The sequence below is a fragment of the Streptomyces boncukensis genome, from assembly GCF_011045075.1.
Classification (GTDB): Bacteria; Actinomycetota; Actinomycetes; order Streptomycetales; family Streptomycetaceae; genus Streptomyces; species Streptomyces boncukensis.
Genome location: NZ_JAAKZZ010000800.1, coordinates 1 through 2,269 on the forward strand (window position 1 = coordinate 1; position 2,269 = coordinate 2,269).

At 70.6% G+C, this 2,269-nt stretch carries 3 protein-coding genes; all 3 read left to right on the forward strand.

Features of this window, described 5'->3' with window-relative positions:
- The coding region (pstC, locus tag G5C65_RS35750; RefSeq protein ID WP_206442647.1) for a phosphate ABC transporter permease subunit PstC at positions 1 to 984 on the forward strand (984 nt) is incomplete at its 5' end.
- Positions 981 to 2,051, forward strand: a complete 1,071-nt coding sequence (pstA, locus tag G5C65_RS35755) for a phosphate ABC transporter permease PstA (RefSeq protein ID WP_165303215.1) — start codon at positions 981 to 983, stop codon at positions 2,049 to 2,051. The genes pstC and pstA, both read left to right, overlap by 4 nt.
- Before the next feature lie 13 nt (positions 2,052 to 2,064).
- Positions 2,065 to 2,269 (forward strand): ATP-binding cassette domain-containing protein (locus G5C65_RS35760; RefSeq protein WP_165303216.1); only part of this gene is annotated, 205 nt, incomplete at its 3' end.

Genomic DNA, 2,269 nt, shown 5'->3' on the forward strand with positions numbered 1-2,269 from the left:
CCCTCTGACTCTCCCCCCGCGCCCCCGGACGGCCCGCCGGACGCCGCCGTCGCGAAGGGCGCCACCCGGCCCGGGGACCGGATCTTCCTGGGCCTCTCCCGCGGCTCCGGCATCGCGCTGCTGGTGATCATGGCCGCCATCGCCGTCTTCCTCGCCTGGCGTGCGGCCCTCGCGATCAGCGCGGACGAGGCCAACTTCCTCACCACCTTCGAGTGGAACCCGAACGCGGAGAACCCGGAGTTCGGCATCGCCGTGCTCGCCTTCGGGACCATCGTCAGCTCGGTCATCGCGATGGTGATCGCCGTACCGGTCGCCGTCGGTATCGCGCTGTTCATCTCGCACTACGCGCCCCGCAAGCTGGCGACCCCGCTCGCCTACGTCATCGACCTGCTCGCCGCCGTCCCCTCCATCGTCTACGGCCTGTGGGGTGCGCTCTTCCTCGTCCCGCACCTCACCGGGCTGTACGAGTGGCTGGACGACTTCTTCGGCTGGACCGGCATCTTCGAGTACGGCGGCGGCGCGGCCCGCTCGCTGTTCACGGTCGGCATCCTGCTCGCGATCATGATTCTGCCGATCGTCACCAACGTCTCCCGCGAGGTCTTCCGGCAGGCGCCGAAGATGCAGGAGGAGGCGGCGCTCGCGCTGGGCGCCACCCGCTGGGAGGTCATCCGGATCTCGGTGCTGCCCTTCGGGCGGTCCGGCGTGATCAGCGCCTCGATGCTCGGCCTCGGGCGCGCGCTCGGCGAGACGATGGCCGTGGCCACGGTCCTCTCGCCGAGCTTCCTCATCAACGCCAGCCTCCTCGACCCGGGCGGCGGCACGTTCGCGCAGAACATCGCCGCGGGCTTCAAGGAGGCCGGCTCCACGGGCCGCGACGCGCTGATCGCCTCCGGCCTGGTGCTGTTCGTCATCACCCTGCTGGTCAACGGCGCGGCCCGGATCATCATCGCCCGCCGCAAGGAGTACTCGGGGGCCAACGCATGAGCGACACCGTCCTCGCGGACGCGCCCGCCGAGTCCGCGACGCCCGCGACCACCCTCCGGCAGCCCCGGCTGCCGCGCTGGGCCCCGCTCGGCCTGGCCGCCGCCTCCGTCGCGCTCGGCGCCGGCATCGGGGCCGCCGCCGGGCTGGAGAGCCGGGTGCAGTGGGGCCTGCTCGCCGCGCTGCTGTACGTCGCCCTCACCCTGGCGGCGGCCGGCCTGGTGGAGGGCCGCCGCCAGGCCAAGGACCGGCTGGCGACCAGCCTGATCTGGGTCTCGTTCATCCTCGCCGTGGTGCCGCTGGCGTCGCTGCTGTGGGAGACCGTCGCCCGCGGCAGCAAGGTCCTGGACGGCTTCTTCCTCACCCACTCCATGAACGGGGTGATCACTCTCGAACCGGGCGGCGGCGTGTACCACGCGCTGATCGGCACCCTGGAGCAGGTCGGCCTGGCCGCCCTGATCGCCGCGCCCATCGGGCTGCTGACCGCGGTCTACCTGGTCGAGTACGGCACGGGCAAGCTGGCCAAGGCCGTCACGTTCTTCGTGGACGTGATGACCGGCATCCCCTCGATCGTCGCCGGCCTCTTCGTCCTCTCGTTCTGGATCATCATCCTGGACTTCGGCTACTCCGGGTTCGCGGGCGCCATGGCCCTGTCGATCCTGATGATGCCGATCGTGGTCCGCTCGACGGAGGAGATGCTCAAGCTCGTGCCGAACGAGCTGCGCGAGGCGTCGCTCGCGCTGGGCGTGCCCAAGTGGAAGACGATCCTCAAGGTCGTGCTGCCCACCGCCGTCGGCGGCATCACCACGGGCATCATGCTCGCCGTGGCGCGCATCGCCGGTGAGTCCGCGCCCATTCTCCTGCTGGTCTTCGGCTCGGCGCAGATCAACGCCAACCCCTTCGAAGGCGCCCAGTCCTCGCTGCCGTACTACATCTACGAGCAGTGGGCCAACGGCAACGAGGCGTCCTACGACCGCGCCTGGGCGGCCGCCCTCGTGCTGATCGCCTTCGTCATGATCCTCAATCTGGTCGCCCGCGGCATCGCCCGCTGGAAGGCCCCCAAGCACTAAGAGAGTGGTTCCCATGGCCAAGCGCATCGACGTCAGCGGCCTGACCGCCTACTACGGCAGCTTCCGCGCCATCGACGACATCTCCATGACCGTCGAGCCCCGCTCGGTCACGGCCTTCATCGGCCCCTCCGGCTGCGGCAAGTCGACGTTCCTGCGCACCCTCAACCGCATGCACGAGGTCACCCCGGGCGGGCGGGTCGCGGGCAAGGTGATGCTGG